Origin of the sequence: Enterococcus mundtii, from assembly GCF_002813755.1 — a bacterium.
Lineage (GTDB): Bacteria > Bacillota > Bacilli > Lactobacillales > Enterococcaceae > Enterococcus_B > Enterococcus_B mundtii.
Genome location: NZ_CP018061.1, coordinates 2,989,239 through 3,007,967 on the forward strand (window position 1 = coordinate 2,989,239; position 18,729 = coordinate 3,007,967).

An 18,729-nucleotide genomic window follows, 5' to 3' on the forward strand; every position below is an offset into this window, starting at 1 on the left:
TTGGTACACATAATAATTATCCCCTGTGGATATCTATTGCCATTTCTTTTATCCACAGTTACCTTTTACTTTCTTGATTCTAGTTTATCCACAAAAAAAAAGGTCAAGTCCCTCAAACAGGAACTTGACCTTCTTTATGTGAACTCATGGTTTATCGCGTTTGCTCGTTCATCGCATCTTCAGCAGCCATTTGTGCTTCGATGTCAGAAATGCTATACACGTTTTCACTTGCAACGCCAACTTCTTTTGGTTCCATGTTGCGGTAACGTGGCATACCAGTACCAGCTGGAATGATCTTACCGATGATAACATTTTCTTTCAAACCAAGAAGTGGATCTTTTTTGCCTCGAATCGCAGCATCAGTCAAGACACGAGTTGTTTCTTGGAAGGATGCAGCTGATAAGAAGCTGTTTGTTTCTAATGATGCTTTTGTGATACCTAGCAAGACTGGACGAGATGTCGCAGGAACGCCACCAGCAACTAACGTATTGTAGTTTTGGTCTTTGAAGTCTGCGATATCTAACAGTGTACCTGGCAAGATTTCTGTATCGCCTGGGTCCATGACGCGCACTTTACGAAGCATTTGGCGAACCATTACTTCGATATGTTTGTCGCCGATTTCTACCCCTTGCATACGGTAAACGCGTTGTACTTCACGTAATAGATAGTTTTCAACAGATAGAACGTCACGTACTTGCAACAATTGTTTTGGATCGATTGATCCTTCTGTCAATGGTGCACCACGATGGATCATATCGCCTTCAGCGACTTTCATACGTGCAGTGTAAGGCACTGTATACGTACGTGTATCTGTTTTCCCTTTGATTGTTACTTCTTTGGTACGTGTAGCAGGATCTTCAGAGATATCGATGACATCCCCTGTTACTTCAGTGATCACTGCTTGCCCTTTCGGATTACGTGCTTCAAAGATTTCTTGGACACGAGGAAGACCTTGAGTGATATCATCTCCGGCAACCCCACCCGTATGGAACGTACGCATTGTTAACTGAGTACCTGGTTCACCGATTGATTGAGCGGCGATCGTACCAACTGCTTCTCCGACTTCAACGTCAGAACCAGTTGCCAAGTTACGTCCGTAACAATGTTTGCAGACACCATGTTTTGTGTTACATGTGAAGACAGAACGGATCGTTACAGTTTCAACACCTGCATCAACGATTTGTTTTGCGACATCTTCAGAGATCAATTGATTTCCGGCGATGATCATTTCGTTGGTTTCAGGATGACGAACTTCTTTACGAGTGTAACGTCCAATCAAACGATCTTCAAGAGATTCGATGATTTCATTTCCTTCACGGATTGCTTGGATCTCAAGACCGCGGTCAGTGCCACAATCTTCTTCACGAATGATGACATCTTGGGCAACGTCAACTAAACGACGTGTCAAGTAACCAGAATCGGCTGTCTTCAAGGCTGTATCGGTCATTCCTTTACGAGCCCCGTGAGTTGAGATAAACATTTCCAAGACAGAAAGTCCTTCGCGGAAGTTCGAAATGATCGGCAATTCCATGATACGTCCATTCGGTGCGGCCATCAATCCACGCATACCAGCAAGCTGAGTAAAGTTGGAGATGTTACCACGGGCACCAGAATCTGACATCATGAAGATTGGGTTTTTCGCTTCCAAACCTTCCATCAGTTTTTGTTGGATGCTGTCTTTCGCAGAGTTCCAAACAGCGATTACTCGTTCATAACGCTCGTCGTCAGTGATCAAACCACGACGGAATTGCTTCGTGATCGACTCTACTTGTTTATGTGCTTCGTCAATGATCACTTGTTTTTCATTCAAGACACTGATGTCGGCAATCCCTACAGTGATACCTGCATGTGTTGAATGTTTGTATCCTAAGTCTTTCATACGGTCAAGCATCTTAGATGTTTCAGTTACTTTGAAACGTTTGAAGACTTCGGCGATGATGTTTCCTAAGTTTTTCTTCTTGAATGGTAAAACTAGTTCTTGTTCTTTGATGTGAGCAGGAATATCTGTTCCAGCTTCAACAAAGTATTTGTCCGGTGTTTGGACAGTCAAGTTGAAGTCAGTTGGTTCATTCAAGTAAGGGAATTCTGGTGGCATGATCTCATTGAAGATGATCTTACCAACAGTCGTGATCATCGTGCGTTCTTTCTGCCATTCTGTAAATGGTTTGTCCCCTAATGTCGTTGGGTTCACACCAATACGTGAATGTAAATGAACGTAGCCATTACGCCATGCGATGACTGCTTCGTTTTGGTCTCTAAAGACCATTCCTTCGCCTTCACGACCTTCTTCTTCCATTGTTAGGTAGTAGTTTCCTAAAACCATATCCTGAGAAGGTGTAACAACTGGTTTACCATCTTTTGGATTCAAGATGTTTTGAGCAGCTAACATCAGCATACGTGCTTCTGCTTGTGCTTCTTCGTTCAACGGTACGTGAACGGCCATTTGGTCTCCATCGAAATCGGCATTGTATGCTTCACATACCAATGGATGCAAACGGATCGCACGACCTTGGACAAGAACTGGTTCAAATGCTTGGATACCTAATCTGTGAAGCGTAGGTGCCCGGTTCAATAGAACTGGATGTTCTTTGATGACGTCTTCTAAGACATCCCAAACTTCATCTTCTTGACGTTCGATTTTGCGTTTCGCATTTTTGATGTTTGAAGCAAGTTCACGTTGAACTAATTCGCGCATCACGAATGGTTTGAACAATTCGATCGCCATTTCTTTTGGTAATCCACATTGGTACATTTTCAAGAAAGGACCTACGACGATAACTGAACGACCAGAGTAGTCGACACGTTTACCAAGTAAGTTTTGACGGAAACGACCTTGTTTCCCTTTCAACATATGAGAAAGAGATTTCAATGGGCGGTTACCTGGTCCTGTAACAGGACGGCCACGACGACCGTTATCGATCAACGCATCTACCGCTTCTTGTAACATCCGTTTTTCATTTTGAACGATGATTCCTGGTGCATTCAAGTCTAACAAACGTTTCAAACGATTGTTACGGTTGATCACACGACGATATAGATCGTTCAAGTCACTTGTTGCAAAACGTCCACCTTCTAATTGGACCATTGGTCGTAGATCTGGTGGGATGACAGGGATAACGTCCATGACCATCCAGCTTGGTTCATTGCCAGAAGCACGGAATGCTTCTAAAATGTCCAAACGACGGATCGCGCGTGTACGTTTTTGTCCTTGTGCAGATTTCAACTCTTCTTTCAATTCAGCCGCTTCGCCATCCAAATCAACGTTATCAAGTAATTGTTTGATTGCTTCCGCGCCCATTGCTGCTTGGAATTCTTGACCATATTGTTCACGTTTTTCGCGGTATTCGCGTTCAGTCAACAATTGTTTTTTCTCTAAGCTTGTGTTTCCTGGTTCAATGACAACATATGAGGCAAAGTAAATGATTTCTTCTAATGCGCGTGGGCTCATGTCTAATACAAGACCCATACGAGAAGGAATACCTTTGAAATACCAGATATGTGAAACAGGTGCTGCTAATTCGATATGACCCATACGTTCACGACGAACTTTTGAACGAGTCACTTCCACACCGCAGCGATCACAAACGATTCCTTTATAACGGATACGTTTATATTTTCCGCAGGCACATTCCCAGTCTTTTGTAGGACCAAAAATCCGCTCACAGAACAACCCTTCGCGCTCAGGTTTTAAGGTACGATAGTTAATCGTCTCAGGTTTTTTTACTTCACCGTAAGACCAGCTTCTGATTTTTTCGGGAGAAGCCAAACCTATTTGCATACTTTCGAATTTATTTACATCGATCAAAAGGGGTTCCCTCCATTTCGTTTAATGGCAAAACCGTAAGGCGGCTGATCTTCGACCGCCTCACAGTATCTCAGACCGGATTAGTCTAAATTATCTTCTGCGGTTTCAAAGTTTTGGATGATATCTTGTCTTTCATCTTCGACTTGTTCAGCAGCTTGTTTTTCTAGTTCTTTTGCTGTTTGTTGTTCAGCGAATTTTGTCAAAGCATCCACTGTGATCAAATCATCGTCTTCGTCATCCATGTCGCGAAGTTCGATCTCGCTGTCTTGGATGTCTAGGACACGCATGTCTAATCCTAGTGATTGTAATTCTTTGACTAATACGCGGAAGGATTCAGGTACACCTGGTTTTGGAATTGGTTCACCTTTGACGATTGCTTCGTATGTTTTCACACGTCCGACTACGTCATCTGATTTGTATGTCAAGATTTCTTGTAAGGTATAAGCCGCACCGTATGCTTCCAGTGCCCAAACTTCCATTTCCCCAAAACGTTGTCCACCAAATTGCGCTTTACCACCTAATGGTTGTTGCGTAACTAGTGAGTAAGGTCCAATTGAACGTGCATGTAACTTGTCGTCAACCATGTGAGCAAGTTTGATCATGTACATCACACCGACAGACACACGTCCGTCAAATGGTTCACCTGTACGTCCGTCATAAAGAACAGTTTTCGCATCGCTAGCCATACCAGCTTCACGAACTGTTTCCCATACGTCTTCATCACTTGCACCATCAAATACTGGTGTTGCAACGTGGATGCCTAATTGACGTGCAGCCATCCCTAAATGCAATTCCAATACTTGTCCGATGTTCATACGTGATGGTACCCCTAGTGGGTTCAACATGATGTCGATCGGTGTTCCATCAGGTAAGAATGGCATATCTTCTTCCGGCATAATACGGGAAACAACCCCTTTATTACCGTGACGTCCGGCCATTTTATCCCCTTCATGGATTTTACGTTTTTGAACGATATACACACGAACTAACATGTTGACACCTGGTGATAATTCATCGCCAGCTTCACGAGTAAAGATCTTCACATCGTGAACGATCCCGCCTCCACCATGCGGTACACGTAGAGAAGTATCACGTACTTCACGTGCTTTTTCACCGAAGATCGCATGCAATAATCTTTCTTCTGCTGAAAGTTCAGTTACCCCTTTTGGTGTTACTTTACCGACTAATAAGTCACCGTCTTGGACTTCTGCCCCAATACGAATGATCCCCATTTCGTCTAAGTCTTTCAATGCGTCTTCACCGACGTTCGGGATTTCGCGAGTGATTTCTTCAGGTCCTAATTTTGTATCACGAGCTTCTGATTCATATTCTTCAATATGGATCGATGTGTACACATCGTCTTTGACAAGACGACGACTCATGATGATCGCATCTTCGTAGTTGTATCCTTCCCAAGTCATGAAACCGACTAAGACGTTTTGTCCTAGAGCCATTTCACCTTGTTCCATTGATGGGCCGTCTGCCAAGGTATCCCCTTTTTCGACTTTCTCACCTAAATGAACGATTGGGCGTTGGTTGTAACTTGTTCCAGAGTTTGAACGACGGAATTTTGTCACTGAGTATTTGTCTAATGCGCCATTGTCGCGACGTACGCGGATCTCAGAAGCATCAACAAATTCAACTACACCATCGTGTTTACATAGTAACGCAGCTCCTGAGTCATGAGCTGATTTATATTCCATACCAGTACCAACCCAAGGTGCTTGTGGATTGATCAATGGCACTGCTTGACGCTGCATGTTGGCACCCATCAAGGCACGGTTGGAGTCATCGTTTTCCAAGAAAGGAATACATGCTGTCGCTACCGCAACTACTTGTTTCGGTGAAACGTCCATATAATCGACTTTATCGATCGATACTTCTAAGTTTTCACTTTGGGCACGAGCCATGACGATTTCTTCAGCAAATGTACCGTCATCATTCAACTTACTGTTTGCTTGGGCAACGATATAATGGTCCTCGATGTCAGCTGTTAAATAATCGATTTGCTCTGTCACACGTCCTGTTTCACGATCAACACGACGATAAGGCGTTTCGATAAAACCAAATTTGTTTACTTTCGCGTAACTAGATAAACTATTGATCAACCCGATATTTGGTCCCTCAGGCGTTTCGATCGGACACATACGGCCATAGTGGGAGTAGTGAACGTCACGTACTTCATAGCCGGCACGGTCACGAGTCAAACCACCAGGTCCTAAGGCAGAAAGACGACGTTTGTGTGTCAATTCGCCCAATGGATTGGTTTGGTCCATGAACTGAGACAATTGTGAAGAACCAAAGAATTCTTTGATACTTGCAACAACTGGACGGATATTGATCAATTGTTGTGGTGTCAATGTTTCTGTATCTTGGATCGACATTCTTTCACGTACGACACGTTCCATACGTGCTAATCCGATACGGAATTGATTTTGTAAAAGTTCTCCGACAGAACGGATACGACGATTTCCTAAGTGGTCGATATCGTCCACGTTGCCGATGCCTTCCATCAAGTTCAAGAAATAGCTCATTGAAGCAACGATATCCGCTGGACGAACAGTTTTCACTGTTGTGTCTGGATAGCCGTTACCGATCACGTTGACTTCACGTTCTGGGTCTTTTGGTGAAAAGACTTTGATCACTTGGACAGTCATTGGATCAGTGACTACGCCATCTTCTGTTGGGTAGTAAGTCACAGAGTTCAAACCATTGTCGATGAACGGTGCTAATGTTTCCATCACTTGATGGGTCAAAGCTGTTCCTTTTTCAACAATGATCTCGCCTGTTTCAGGATCAACCAATGTTTCAGCTAACGTTAAGTTCAATAGACGTGTTTTCAAGTCTAGTTTTTTGTTTACTTTGTAACGACCAACATTTGCTAAGTCGTAACGTTTTGGATCAAAGAAGCGGGCATTCAGCAAGTTACGTGAACTATCTGCTGTTTTTGGTTCGCCTGGGCGAAGACGCTCGTAGATATCTTTTAATCCTTCTTCTGTTCTAGAATCACTTGCATTTTTGTGTAAATCTTTTTCGATCGTGTTACGTAATGTTTCACTATCCCCAAAGATTTCAAAAATCGTGTCATCTGAACCGAAACCTAATGCACGAACTAACACAGTCAATGGAATCTTACGTGTGCGGTCGATACGTACATAAGAGATGTCTTTTGCATCAGTTTCCATTTCTAACCATGCGCCACGGTTAGGGATCACAGTTGAACCGAATCCTTCTTTACCGTTTTTGTCTACTTTCCCATGGAAGTAAACACCTGGTGAACGGACTAATTGGGAAACGATAACACGTTCCGCACCGTTGATGATGAATGTACCTTGCTCTGTCATCAATGGGAAATCACCGAAGAATACTTCTTGCGCTTTGATTTCACCTGTCTCACGGTTTGTTAAACGTAAAGTCACATGTAATGGTGCAGAGTAATTTGCGTCATGTGCGCGTGCTTCTGCTACTGTGTACTTTGGTTCTTTCAATTCATAATCTACAAATTCCAAAGAAAGATTGCCATTGAAGTCATCGATTGGCAAAATATCTTCAAACATTTCTCTTAGTCCTTCATCCAAGAACCATTGGTACGAGTCTGTTTGAATTTCGATCAAATTTGGTAATTCCAACACTTCACTGATTCGTGCGAAACTTCTACGTTCGCGATGTTTTCCGTATTTTACTACGTGTCCAGCCAAGCTCTTCACCCCTCTAAAATGTCATTCAAAAAGACTACCCGATCAATTGTTACAATAATATTAAAAATATTATATTTAGGTAACAACAGACATTTTTTGCGGCTTTTAGGCAAAAAAAAACCAAAAATAGAACGTTCTCTTGAGTACTTGCCTACGTGAGCTTCTACTTTTGTTTCCTTATATTAAAGCCGAAACGGACAATATTTCGTTTCTGCCTTCGCTTCATCAGATAGTTTTTGCAACTTCATATAATACACTGTTTAAACGTAAAAGTCAACACTTCCTGGCGTTTCCTGTAAATTTTCGTAATTGTTTCTTAATCTTTCTTTTTTGTTCCAATTTTGTCCATTCCTAATTGAGTGACTCTCCCTCACAAAGTCTTTCCGTCTTTATAGCGACTCAAACAAAAAGTATGACGCGCTGTCCTCATTCGATCGTAAATCTGCTAATATATAAATAGTAGAAAGGAGCTTGATCGATGACGACAAAAGCCAAGGTACTACACCTTTTAAAAAATACTCCAACATTTCTATCTGGTGAAAAAATCGCCCAACAACTGAATGTCTCCCGAACGAGTATTTGGAAAGCCATCAAAGAATTAGAAAAAGAAGGTTTTCGCTTTGACCACCAAGCGAAAGGGTATCGTTATCTCCCCTCCGATGTATTAGATCCTGTAGAGATTTCCCAAGCATTATCCTCTTTTGATGTTCAAGTGAAGGTATTATCACAATCTGAATCCACCATGAAAGATGCTAAATCGGCATCTAATATGGATACTACGAAACCTAGTTTATTTATCGCGGATACACAAGAACAAGCCCATGGACGTTTTGGACGTTCCTTTTTCGCTCAACCAGGTCAAGGAGTCTACATGAGCCTATTATTGCATCCACAAAAGCATTTTGAGGAATTGCCACAATATACGTTGATTGCTGCCAGTGCATGTGTCAAAGCGATTCAAGAAACGACAGGAAAACATGCCATGATCAAATGGGTCAACGATATCTACCTTGAAGGGAAAAAGGTTTGTGGAATTTTATCTGAAGCGGTAAGCGATATGGAAAGTGGTGAAATTCGTTCGGTGATTATTGGTGTGGGCTTGAATTTTTCGATCCCTCAAACGCAATTTCCTGATGAGATCCAGCAAAAAGCGACCTCCTTGTTTCCTGATGGTGAAGCATCGATGACTAGAAATCAATTGATCTGCGCGATTTGGAAACATTTCTTTAGGTATTTAGCCGACCCTTCGCACACCTATTTTGATCTTTACACAGAACGGTCATTTGTCCTAGGTAAGTCTGTCAGCTTTACCCGACAAGGAAAATCTTATCAAGGAATTGCCCAAGCAATCGGTCCAAAAGGAGAACTGATCGTAGATACGCCAAACCAGCGCTTCCAACTACTCTCTGGTGAAGTCAGCTTAACAGAAATCGATGGGCTACCATCAGCAAAAAGAGGCTAGTTCGTTTCCTAGCCTCTTTTTTATCAATGGTGGATTTGTCATGCTCGCTTTATTTTCATAAGCTTGATGTCGCGAGAAAACATGCAAGCTTCTTTACGATGTACTATATTTTTTCTACTATGTGCTTGGTTCTATGTTTGAGGTCCTACATGATGTGTTTCATTTTACTTCTGAGTCTACATCTAATTTCTATGTTTGTTCTATGTTTGTTCTATGTTTTAACTATATGTTTTAGTTCTATATGTTTGTTCTATGTTTTAGTTCTATGTTTTAGTTCTATGTTTTAGTTCTATATGTTTGTTCTATGTTCGATTCCCTATTTTAAATAGGATAGTACTATGTGCTATTGTCAGTAGCAGTAGAACAATCAAACTACTGCCTGTCAATACTAATGGACACCTGATAACATTTGCCTACGCTTTTATCTAGATGCTCTGTCGCAATCTGTGATGCACGTCGTCAAGCAATTAAGACCGAGTAACTATTTTTCCCCGAAATAGTTTTCGGCAATCAAGTGGTGTTCTATGTGTGTGTTGTTTCCTCTATTTACTACTTCTAATTCATTCATAAGCGTATCTATTGAAGACCAACGATCGCTTTCTCAGCTTCTTCCTATACAGAACCCTCTTCCATTTAACGCCCCCTTTTTTGTTTTGCTGTCGTTCTGTTTGTATCATAACGCACAAGAAAATGAATGAATTGTTTTGTATTGAATTACAACATTTTTTATTTCCACATTAAATTCAACGATCTCTTACTGGCTAATCCCAACCTCAATTAACTATTCTCAAATTTTGCAAAATTGTAATTGATTTGCTTTAGAAGAAGAAAAATATTCGATCTTCAAGTTGAATTTTTTTACAATCAAACAGCGGATCAAAAATTTATCTGCCGCAGACAAAGGTTGCTGATACTCTTCTTCAATATCACGAAATGAAAAATTTCTTTTCTTCTCACTTAATTTTGTTACGATTTCAATCACCGTTAATTGCGTTAATTCTGATGTATATTCTTTTCTCACAGCTGCTCTCCTTTATTCATAGCGTTCTTTAATCCAGAATATAGCATGGAATTTTTCTTGTTGGGGACAATTTTTTTCCAAAAACAAAAAAAGATTGTTTTAAATAAACGAATCGATCCATTTGAGTAATTTAATCCATAACATGAACGAAAGTCACCTCTGCTCTGCAATCCATCCAAAATAACATCTTTTAGCAAAAGATCAATACTAAAAATTTACATATTATAGAAATAATCGGTACATACCAACAGTTGAAAAATGATATTTTTTTTATATATTAATAAAGATAACTGAGGAGAAACAATGGAGAAACTTAAAAAAAATATAGAGGTGACAAGATTTTTAAATACAGCCATTAGAGATGGTGTTTTAAACCCACAAGCAATCGGTCAAGAAAGTTTATCTCGCTTGAGATTACACATATTGATAAAAGAGCAATCGTTAACTATAAATTTAAAAGCGCCGAATCTTTCTGACAACGCCTTTCATAGGATCAGTAAACAATTAGATATTGTGAAAAGATTCTCACAACAGACAACATCGATCACAGCTGAAAATATCCAGTTGTCTGCTAAACAAATCGACCAGAAAATTGAACGTTTAAACGAAAAAGACAGCGAGTTGAATGAACAAATCAAGGAAATTAAAAGTGAAGTAAAAAAATATTCGAGCAGAACAGCCAATCCGGATCAATATAACAAGGCAACAACAAAACTCAATAACGTAAATAAAGAACTAAACAATAATCGAAATAACATCTACAGTCATCGCGCAATGAAACTTGTCCTAAAAGAACAAGAACGCCAACAAGTAAAAAGCAATCGTCGAGAATCCGTTGATCAGTCGCCGAAACGACAATCCGTTTCTCAAGTAAAATCTGAACCTCGTCAGTCCGTTGTACAAAAGCTTTCTACGCCCCGGCAATCACTCGCACAGCAACAGGAAAAACGAACAGAAAAAATAGACAGCCTGACAGAAAAGATCATGAATACAGAAAAAATAATACAGGCGCTTGCAAAAGAAAGAGATGGTCTCGTTAGCAATCCTAACGTAAAAGAAGAATTCGCTATATACACTGAAGGTATCCAACTTCATCGAAAACAAGCAGATAATCTTTACCATCAACTGGGGACTATTGATTCAAAAATTGCAACGAAGTTAGAAAAAAAATTTGCTGATTCCCCTTATGGCAAAGTCGCTTGTCCACTAACACCTAAAGAAATTTCTGCAATCAAAGTAGCGAAGGCCAATGAAAAGTTCAATCAATCTTACCGCAACTCATCTCCTGAACCTAAAATGAACAAAAAGCTAAGAATAGACACGGGAAAAACCCTGTCCGAAAGCGAAAAAATAGCTGAGAAGAAGAAGTTGATGCAAGCAACTAAACATAATTTGCAGAAAATCGAGAAAAAATTACAAAAGTACCAAAATCGTAAAAAAAATATTTTCGGTCTGATTGCGAATGCCTTTCAAAGAAAAAAAATCCAAAGTTTAAAAGATAAGAAAACTGATTTGATAAACACTCTCGAACAACCGCAAAAAAAACCGCAAAAAGGTATCCTAAAACCAACATTTAAAGAACAAGTAACTGACGCTCATAATAAACAAGAACAACAAATGAAAAATCAAAAACAGCGTGGAGATCGAACACAATCCCCTGGTTTTAGCAGATCATGATCATCGCCCACACAGATAAAGATTTTCTAGCTAAAGTGGTTCAAGTAATCCATATATTTATAGTTAGTTATTTTATTTACTTTGTTTCATTACAAAAAGATACACGAAATCCCAAAGAGGAAGTTCTATCATTCGATCAATATACATGTTTTATCATTCATTTTACAACGTTTTACAATTACACGTTTTATATCAAAAATTTTTCTTAATAGAAATTATCGGCACTGTATATCAATGAGAAAATGTTATGTTTGTTTATATATAACCAATAAGAAAAGGAGATAGATATGGCTAAGAATGAGCAAGATAAACAACCTATCACACAGGGGGAGAAAACAGCAATCACTCAACTGTCGAATCAAATTATCAACTCTGAAAATAAGATCGAAGAGTTAAAAGGAAAACGAGAGGCACTTGGGGACATTTCGAAATCTTCAGAAAAATATCAAGAACTAACAGAAGCTATCAGAACCCATAGAAAAAGAGTTCATGTTTTGTATGAAAAAATCGAAAAAATTTCACCCCCACATGCCGACAGATTGGAGAAATACATAGATAACCATTTCAGCCAAGACAAAAACGTCACGAAGAGCAATGAGAAAATCGTTAATGAACCTATCTATGAAACCATTCCTGGAGATAGGAAAAATAGGATGAAAGAGGTCGATGTCCCAATCACATCAAAAAGGGCTCGATCAAAAGAAGAAATTCAGTCGGCTGTTAAATCTGCTAATGATAAATTCAATGAAGCCCATAAAGATATATCTTCAAAATCATATGATAAAAGAGAGAGAACAATCGAAATCAAAAAACAACCTATTAAGGATGATAGGAGTCAAAAACTTACGCTAGATAAAGCCAACAAAAAGTTACACCAAACGGAAAAAAACCTAGCTACTTTCAAAAAAAGAAATAAGACGTTAACTGGCAAAATCATGAATTTATTTGGTGGGAAAAATAAAGAAGAATTAATGAACCAAAAAAAATTATTGATTGATCAAATTAAAATTTTAAAAGGAGAACCTGTAAAAGGAATTCTGAAACCGCCGTTGACTGAGAAGTTAGCTAACGCACAGGAAAAGGTCAAAGCTAACGCCCAAGAAAAAGCAAATCCAACACTAAATAATCGACCAAAAACTAATCCTGCTCTTTCAAAGTAAAACAACTTTAAACTAAATAATCTAGGATATTGACCAAAAAATAATGGTCAATATCCTTTTTTATGCTACCAAACAAGCTTTTCCCTTCTTTGTTTTCTCGCTCATGTTTCAAGAGCAAGAAATGGTCACACTAATTTTCCTTACTTAGAAATTATCGGTATAAATCAAGAAGATTAAAATGCTATTTTTGTTTATGTAACCAAGACAAGAGATGAGGAACTAATTATGGATAATCGTAAAGAAAACAATATGTCAGTAGAAAAGATGAGACAGCGCTCAAGGGAATTAAGTAAGCACCTACCAAAAAGTCCAGGTACAGAAATCAAACAACTGACAAAAAGCCTGATGAATACAGTAGCTCGGATTCACGAGCTAAAGGGAGAAAGAGAACAGCTTACCGATCGTTCCACATCTTCAAAAAAATATAGAGAACTAACCACTGGCATCAAAAATAATGAACAAAGAGCGCAGGATTTACTTGATAAAATCGACAAGGTGTCACCAAAACAAGTGGATAAACTGGTAGAACGATATACAGACTCTGCTGAACCGGTCTACAAAACGATGTCTGATGATACGAAAAGCAGAGAAAAAGATGTGCCACTCCCTGAAATACGTGACCGCATAAAAAAAGAAGTGCCTGATGCTGTTGTGGAAGCGAATCGTAAGTTCAATGAAATACATAAAAGTATTTCTAAAGAACCTTATGCGAATCGACAGCAAAAAGTAATGTTTGATACAAAAAAACTAGCAAATGGAATAGATAGAAAAGTGGATTCCAATAAAAATTCTCACAGGAGAGATGAACCGATCTACGAAACGATTCCTGAAAATGCTAAAAGTAATGCGAAAGGGACTGAACCTCCCAGAAAACGTGACCACACAGATAAAGCAATTGGGAAGTCTAGTCATAAGTTACAGGCCACATCATTACAAAAAAAGAGTTTACCTGAGACTCAGAAACTTACATTGAAAGATAGGATCAATCATGCACACCACCAAAAGGAAAACAATCGTCTAAACCAAACACTAAGCAATCGACCACAAACTAGCCCGAGCCTTGGAAGATAAAAAATAAAAAACCAGAGAAATCCTTATCAGTCAAGACTGCATAAGGCTTTCTCTGGTTTTTATCGACTCATTTATTCTTGTCATTCAGCGACATTTCCCCCAAAATGTTAACACTACTGATTGTCAGAATAAACAAAAAAATGAATGTTTTAACTACTTGTTTTGTCCATGGTTCACTCAATATTATGTATTATTTCTTATGTGCTTTGATTTCCCTCCTTTATTCTTCCTCCGTCATTTTATGTACTTACGTCCATAAATAAAACGATGTAAGCTCCTGTTCGATAAACGATCCATGTCCATTCTATTAATGGTTCATGTTTTTAAGAGCAACAAATTACTGATACGTATGGAACTACTAAATGGAAATCAGTAACCATGCGATACCTATTATTTAGCATACCTCTTTCTTTCAGAGGGTGCAAAACCACTTTTTCTGTGCAAAGAAAAAAATGAGCTTGGGACATTAGTCACCTTGCATCCCCTAGAACCGAATAAACGGTGTTCCAGAAGTAACTCCTTCAGAAATAAGCGTGAAACCCCAAAAAATTTGAAAAACAATTTTCGGGGTTTCACGCATATTTCTCGGAGGTGAACACTTCTGTCACAACCTCATTTTATATAACTTAGTCTACTCGTCTTAGAATCAATGACGTCAAAGTTTCTAATGTTTCTTTTGTTTGTACCGAGGTATTTGGCAATTTTTTGATTTCTTTTAGTGCTTGTTTCGTATAGGATTCTGCCAACTTCTGGGCGCTTTCGACTCCTTGTGCTTCAATAACTAATTGTTGAACCTTCTCAGCTTCTGCTTGTGTCATTTGTTTTTCTTTGGACAAATATTCAAGTAATTCTGCTTTTTTGTCTGTTTGTAACGCATAGATCAAAGGTAAAGAATACACCCCTTGACGAATGTCTTCCAATACAGGCTTGCCGATGTCTTCGCTTTGTTTTGTATAATCTAAAATGTCATCAATGATTTGAAACGCCATGCCGATCGCTAACCCGATATCCCCGGCTTTTTTTGCAAAACGTTCGCTCGTGCCACTTTCGTATGCACCTACAAAACAACTCAGTTGAAACAGTTCAGCGGTTTTACCAGAAATATTCTGTAAGTATTCTTCAACCGTCAACTGGGTATTGTATCTATCATCCATTTGCCCGAGCTCGCCATTCAATACTTTTTCCATACTTCGTGCATTTAATTGCATACTCTTTAAGGAGGAGGTATATTCGGACAAGAGTTTGAAACAGCAAACAAATAAATAATCTCCGGCATAAACAGCGACACTATTGCCAAAACGGCTACGTAAGTTTGGCTGTCCTCTGCGTAAGTCAGCTTCATCAACGATATCATCATGGATCAACGTCGCAATGTGTAGCATCTCAATAGATGCTGCCAACGAAATGGCTTTATCGCGATCTTGCTCCGGGCCAAATTGAGCAAATAATAGTTGATACGCCGGACGCAGTAACTTTCCACCTGCATGAATCGTTTCTTTTATCGCTTCTTCTACTGGTTTGTTTTTCAGCCGAACAACACTTTCCATTTTTTTTAGTGTTTGGTTCAATTCCACTTGGATCGTTGGATAGTCCACCCACATTTGATGTAACTTCATAAAAAAACTCCTTGTATAACGCTTATTTTTTCAGAAATACCGATTGCCATTGACTATTGGTCTGTCGATCATAGTCTGCTTGGAAACGCTGAAGTGTTCTCACATGTTTCAGCAGATAATTAGCAGCTATCCCTATGGCCAATCCTGATAGAATACCTAGGAATGACAAAATCGGTAAGTAGAGCATGACTGTCCATGATTGAGCGATAAATGACGCGGTCAATAACTGACCGACATTATGCATAAATCCACCTGTCGCGCTGATGCCAATAATGCTAACCCTTTTAGGACCCAGTTGTTTGACTATCAACATACCTACATAACTCAATAACGCACCACTCATACTGTAAAGAAACGTCGAAATCGTGCCGCCTAATAACGTGGTTAAAAATAAACGCAACCAAAGTAATAAGAAGCTATCTCGTTTTTTCATTGTAAAAATTGCCACAATCGTAATCAAATTAGCCAATCCTAGTTTTGCACCTGGCGCAAAAGCGAAAGGATAAGGAATCATATTTTCCAATAAACCGATGATCACACCTTGGGCAACTAATAAAGATATATAGATCATTTTTTGTAATTTACTCATGACGTGAACCGTCTAATAAATCAGACTGTCTTCCCCACTCCCGTCTGTTGATCGCACTTCGATCACTAATTTGTGAGGCAAACAAACGATTGTTTCACCATTATTCGTTGCCCAGCCTCGGCGAACGCAAATCTGGTCGTCGCAGTCTGCTTCTTTGATCCGAATTCGTTCCCCATCAATCTCAATCACGTTTTTATCACCATGATCATCTTCGTATAAATAGGTATAAGCTTTGGTTTCAGTTACCAACGGAAAAGTCTTGATTTCTGTTCCATCGACTCGTAGCACCGCTTCTTTATTTGGTGTTGCATCCACTTGTTGATAACTAAAGATGACAACCGGTAAGAATGAGAGCATGACTAACAAAAGAATAATGATGATATCCCAAGGTTTTAATAAACTTTTTTGAATAAATTCTTTCAAGTACTCACTCCCTTTTTCTCCTCATTTGATTGCTCCAATTTTACCATGAATAACGAAGGTTGTGAATGAGAGGCACAACTCAGCTAATCGAAGGATTTGATCCATTCATCATTTCTATACGAACCTATTTAAGAAAAAGACGAGCTTGGAATGTTTGCACACCCCAAGCTCCTCCTTATTTCTTCTCATGTCATGATTTTAGTTGCTAAAATCATTTTGATTGTTTGAATTGTTAACTTTCTCTATTCGCCGTAACGTGCCTTTGGTTTCCCGTACCACCAATTACCGAGTGTTTTTTGTAACCAAGGAATCACCCAACGATCCAAACCGATCGCACGACCTGAACCATTCATCAATGCAAAAGCCACAAAGATGAACCAGATGTTTACCCAATAGAACATACCAGAAATACAGAAAGTGATGACTAAGACAATCGTTGTTGCACTACATAACCAAGTGAATAAACCGGCAATCAATGCTAACGCTAACGCGATTTCAAAGAAGACCATGAATTTTTGGAAGAACATCGCTACATCGTTATTTGGCATGATGACTTGCATGATGCTATTGAACCAGTCTGGTGATTTATCAAGCACTGCCATTGGTTCTTCACCATACGCATAGCTCAACCCAAAATGTGCCGCTTGCGTTGCTGCTTCTCCAGTTGTCGCACCTGCGCCACTCGCAGCTGTTGTTGCATCACCTGCTGCTGAAGCCCCACTTGCTACATCTGCTACATTGTACTCCCAAGTCCAAGGGAACACACTGTTACCAGTAAACCATGAACCTTCACCAAACCAAGTGCTTGGTTTTAATACTTCACCATTACCGATCATTTTCTTAGAAGCTTCGACTAACCAAACGAGACCGTAGAAGATTCGTAATGGGACGCTCCATAAAACATTGCCGTAACGAGAAGAATGACCACGAGTCACATTGCGATCATCTTTGATATGGAAGAATTCGTGCATCATATATTGGAACATATAATAACCTGAACGGATATCAAAGAAATATTTCAAGTTGACGATATGCTTCATGATGATTGCTAAAAAGCCACTTAAATGGATTTTGTCAAAAAGGTTCGCTACACCCCATTTTGCGCCAACTGAAACCATGAATCCTTGATAATTGCCTTTGAATTTATGTTTCTCGCCACCTTTGATCGAAGCCACGATATTCGCTGCAGCTGTATGACCAGTTTGTTCTGCGGCTTGAACGATCTGTGGTGTTGGTGTATTAGGGAATTCTTCGTAATACACTAAGTCACCAATGATATAGATATTTTGTTCTTCATAGCCTTTTGCTTGCATATATTCGTTTGCTACTAAACGTTGACCGCGTGCAGTCTCTAATCCGAAATCAGCCGCATCTGTTGTTCCTTTGACACCTGCTGTCCAAATCAATGTATGCGTAGGCACTTCACGACCGTCTTTTAATTTGATATGGTCAGGAGCGACTTCAACGATTGGCGCATTCAATAATAGCTCAACATTCTTTTTATTTAAATAACGTTCTGCTTTGGCTGCATCGTTACGGTCCAACATATTCAAAATCGTTGGCATTGCTTCAACAACCATTAGTGTAATCTCATTTGGATCTAGTTTGTAGTCTTTGGCTAAACGATCTTTCCAATCTACTAGCTCACCGATCATTTCGATTCCCGTAAACCCAGAACCACACACAACAAACGTCAACATTGCTTTACGCAATTTTTCGTCTGGTTCTAATGCTGCTTTTTCGACTGTTTTCTCAATGTGCTTACGAATCTTAACGGAATCTTCAAATGACCAAAGAGTAAAGCCGTTTTCTTTCACACCTGGCGTACCAAAATCATTTGGTTCACCACCCATACCTAAAATCAATTGGTCGAATGGATAAGCGCCTAATTTGGTTTTGACGATTTTTTTCTCTTTGTCGATGCCGATTACTGTATCAGTAACTAGATCTACATTTTTTTGTCTTGCAAATAATCGTTGTAAATCGTACTGGATCGCCTCTGGTTCCACACGTCCGCCTGCAACTTCGTGAAGTTCTGTCATCATCGTGTGGTACGAATGACGATCAATCAATGTGATTGTTACGTCTTCTTTTTTCAGTTTCTTTGCTAAGTGTTTTGTAGCTGAAACACCTGCATAACCAGCACCCACAACGACAATATTTTGCTTTGTCATTGAATATCCGCTCCTTATTTTTCATCTATATAA

11 protein-coding genes are annotated in these 18,729 nt (G+C 39.4%); 4 read left to right on the plus strand and 7 right to left on the minus strand.

Annotated features, from left to right (window positions below):
* Positions 1 to 151: 151 nt before the first annotated feature.
* Complete coding sequence (gene rpoC, locus EM4838_RS13895; protein ID WP_019722521.1) at positions 152 to 3,805, minus strand: DNA-directed RNA polymerase subunit beta'; 3,654 nt, start codon at positions 3,803 to 3,805, stop codon at positions 152 to 154.
* An 80-nt stretch (positions 3,806 to 3,885) separates the two neighbouring features.
* Complete coding sequence (gene rpoB, locus EM4838_RS13900) at positions 3,886 to 7,503, minus strand: DNA-directed RNA polymerase subunit beta (RefSeq protein WP_010733925.1); 3,618 nt, start codon at positions 7,501 to 7,503, stop codon at positions 3,886 to 3,888.
* 478 nt (positions 7,504 to 7,981) lie between these two features.
* Between rpoB and EM4838_RS13910 the strand changes: the two genes are divergently transcribed.
* Entirely contained in the window at positions 7,982 to 8,965 is a 984-nt protein-coding gene (locus tag EM4838_RS13910; RefSeq protein WP_071867571.1) for a biotin--[acetyl-CoA-carboxylase] ligase, read from the plus strand.
* A 787-nt stretch (positions 8,966 to 9,752) separates the two neighbouring features.
* On the opposite strand, the gene EM4838_RS13915 is transcribed toward EM4838_RS13910, so the two are convergent.
* On the minus strand, positions 9,753 to 9,986 hold the full coding sequence (locus EM4838_RS13915; protein ID WP_071867572.1) for a hypothetical protein: 234 nt from the start codon (positions 9,984 to 9,986) through the stop codon (positions 9,753 to 9,755).
* A 303-nt stretch (positions 9,987 to 10,289) separates the two neighbouring features.
* Between EM4838_RS13915 and EM4838_RS13920 the strand changes: the two genes are divergently transcribed.
* The 3 genes from EM4838_RS13920 (at position 10,290) to EM4838_RS13935 (ending at position 13,894) form a co-directional block, all read left to right on the plus strand.
* Positions 10,290 to 11,663 carry a hypothetical protein gene (locus tag EM4838_RS13920; protein ID WP_071867573.1) on the plus strand — a complete coding sequence of 458 codons (1,374 nt, stop codon included), beginning with the start codon at positions 10,290 to 10,292 and terminating at the stop codon, positions 11,661 to 11,663.
* A 287-nt stretch (positions 11,664 to 11,950) separates the two neighbouring features.
* The gene (locus EM4838_RS13930; RefSeq protein ID WP_071867575.1) at positions 11,951 to 12,823 is read left to right on the plus strand and encodes a hypothetical protein; all 873 of its coding nucleotides are present in this window, start codon (positions 11,951 to 11,953) and stop codon (positions 12,821 to 12,823) included.
* Positions 12,824 to 13,048: 225 nt separating this feature from the next.
* Positions 13,049 to 13,894: a hypothetical protein gene (locus EM4838_RS13935; protein WP_071867576.1), complete on the plus strand. Its 846-nt coding sequence runs from the start codon at positions 13,049 to 13,051 to the stop codon at positions 13,892 to 13,894.
* A gap of 626 nt (positions 13,895 to 14,520) precedes the next feature.
* Here the strand turns inward: EM4838_RS13935 and EM4838_RS13940 are convergent.
* The 4 genes from EM4838_RS13940 to EM4838_RS13955 form a co-directional block, all read right to left on the minus strand.
* Positions 14,521 to 15,510, minus strand: coding sequence for a polyprenyl synthetase family protein (locus EM4838_RS13940; protein WP_071867577.1), 990 nt, complete (start codon positions 15,508 to 15,510; stop codon positions 14,521 to 14,523).
* A 22-nt stretch (positions 15,511 to 15,532) separates the two neighbouring features.
* Entirely contained in the window at positions 15,533 to 16,099 is a 567-nt protein-coding gene (locus EM4838_RS13945; RefSeq protein WP_010733918.1) for a Gx transporter family protein, read from the minus strand.
* Positions 16,100 to 16,111: 12 nt separating this feature from the next.
* The gene (locus tag EM4838_RS13950; protein WP_010733917.1) at positions 16,112 to 16,522 is read right to left on the minus strand and encodes a NusG domain II-containing protein; all 411 of its coding nucleotides are present in this window, start codon (positions 16,520 to 16,522) and stop codon (positions 16,112 to 16,114) included.
* 242 nt (positions 16,523 to 16,764) lie between these two features.
* Positions 16,765 to 18,696 (minus strand): NAD(P)/FAD-dependent oxidoreductase, encoded by a 1,932-nt coding sequence (locus EM4838_RS13955; RefSeq protein WP_071867578.1) that lies wholly within the window; start codon positions 18,694 to 18,696, stop codon positions 16,765 to 16,767.
* Between the last annotated feature and the right edge of the window lie 33 nt (positions 18,697 to 18,729).

Bases quoted from the DNA above. Each gene is read 5' to 3' on its own strand.
- EM4838_RS13935 (WP_071867576.1), top strand. From the start codon at position 13,049: ATGGATAATCGTAAAGAAAACAATATGTCAGTAGAAAAGATGAGACAG.
- EM4838_RS13920 (WP_071867573.1), top strand. From the start codon at position 10,290: ATGGAGAAACTTAAAAAAAATATAGAGGTGACAAGATTTTTAAATACA.
- EM4838_RS13955 (WP_071867578.1), bottom strand. From the start codon at position 18,696: ATGACAAAGCAAAATATTGTCGTTGTGGGTGCTGGTTATGCAGGTGTT.
- EM4838_RS13945 (WP_010733918.1), bottom strand. From the start codon at position 16,099: ATGAGTAAATTACAAAAAATGATCTATATATCTTTATTAGTTGCCCAA.
- EM4838_RS13940 (WP_071867577.1), bottom strand. From the start codon at position 15,510: ATGAAGTTACATCAAATGTGGGTGGACTATCCAACGATCCAAGTGGAA.
- EM4838_RS13910 (WP_071867571.1), top strand. From the start codon at position 7,982: ATGACGACAAAAGCCAAGGTACTACACCTTTTAAAAAATACTCCAACA.
- EM4838_RS13930 (WP_071867575.1), top strand. From the start codon at position 11,951: ATGGCTAAGAATGAGCAAGATAAACAACCTATCACACAGGGGGAGAAA.